The sequence below is a fragment of the Halomonas sp. ND22Bw genome, from assembly GCF_003011945.1.
GTDB classification, from domain to species: domain Bacteria; phylum Pseudomonadota; class Gammaproteobacteria; order Pseudomonadales; family Halomonadaceae; genus Halomonas; species Halomonas halophila.
This window is the reverse complement of record NZ_PXWD01000031.1, coordinates 1-1,432: the sequence shown is the minus strand read 5'-3', so window position 1 is coordinate 1,432 and position 1,432 is coordinate 1. Positions and strand designations below refer to the sequence as shown.

Here is a 1,432-nt window from a genome sequence, read left to right as displayed (position 1 = left end):
CGCTGGTCGAGCAAGGCTTCGAGACCCGCGCCTACGTCGACGATGCCTTCGTCGACGCCGTCGATGGCGCGACCCTGACCACCGTCAACCCGGCCACCGGCGAGGCGCTGGCCGAGGTGGCGAGCTGCGACGCCGCCGACGCCGAACGGGCGGTATCGGCCGCCCGGCGCGCCTTCGACGCCGGCGAGTGGTCGCGCCTGGCCCCGGGCCAGCGCAAGGCCGTGCTGCTGCGCCTGGCCGAGCTGATGGAGGCCCACCGGCACGAGCTGGCGCTGCTCGACACCCTGGACATGGGCAAGCCGGTCGGAAGTTCGCTCGGCGACATGGCCGGCGCGGTGGCCTGCATTCGCCACCATGCCGAGTCGATCGACAAGCTCTACGGCGAGGTCGCGCCCACCGGCAACGACTCGCTGGGCCTGGTGCTGCGCGAGCCGCTGGGGGTGGTGGCCTCCATCGTGCCGTGGAACTTCCCGCTGATGATGACCGCCTGGAAGATCGGCCCGGCCCTGGCCGCCGGCAACAGCGTGATCCTCAAGCCCTCGGAGAAGTCGCCGCTGTCGGCGCTGCGCCTGGCCCGCCTGGCCCGCGAGGCGGGCCTGCCGCGCGGCGTGTTCCAGGTGCTGCCGGGCTTCGGCCATACCGTGGGCAAGGCCCTGGCGCTGTCGATGGACGTCGACTGCCTGGCCTTCACCGGCTCCACCGGCGTGGGCAAGCAGCTGATGCAGTACGCCGGCCAGTCCAATCTCAAGAAGGTGTTCCTGGAGTGCGGCGGCAAGAGCCCGAACCTGGTGTTCGCCGACTGCAAGGACCTGGACCGGGTCGCCGAGCACGCCGCCGGGGCGATCTTCCACAACCAGGGCGAGGTGTGCATCGCCGGCTCGCGGCTGCTGGTCGAGAACAGCATTCGCGAGGCCTTCGTCGACAGGGTGCTGGCCGCCGCCGAGCGCATGCAGCCCGGCGACCCGCTGGACCCGGACAGCTTCATGGGCGCGATGGTCGACCAGGCCCAGTACGAGCGGGTGCTCGACTATATCCGCCGCGGCGTGGCGGAGGGCGCGACCCTGCGCGCCGGTGGTGAGGCCACCGCCATCGCGGGCAAGGGGCTGTTTATCCCGCCGACGGTGTTCGACGGCGTCACCGAGACCATGGCCATCGGCCGCGAGGAGATCTTCGGCCCGGTGCTGGCGGTGTTCGGCTTCGATGACGAGGACGAGGCGGTACGGCTGGCCAACGACAGCGACTACGGCCTGGCGGCCGGGCTGTGGAGCCAGGACATCGATCGCATCATGCGCGTCACGCGCCGGCTGCGCTCGGGCCAGGTGTTCGTCAACAACTGGGCGGACATGGACCAGACGGTGCCCTTCGGCGGGGTCAAGCAGTCGGGCAACGGGCGCGACAAGTCGCATCACTCGCTGGAGGAGTACTCCGATCT

Annotated in this window: 1 protein-coding gene; it reads left to right on the top strand. The window is 70.9% G+C overall.

Translation table 11 applies throughout. The features are described 5' to 3' along the window. Nucleotides 1-2: 2 nt before the first annotated feature. Nucleotides 3-1,432 (top strand): aldehyde dehydrogenase (locus tag CVH10_RS16810; protein ID WP_106489320.1); only part of this gene is annotated, 1,430 nt, incomplete at its 3' end.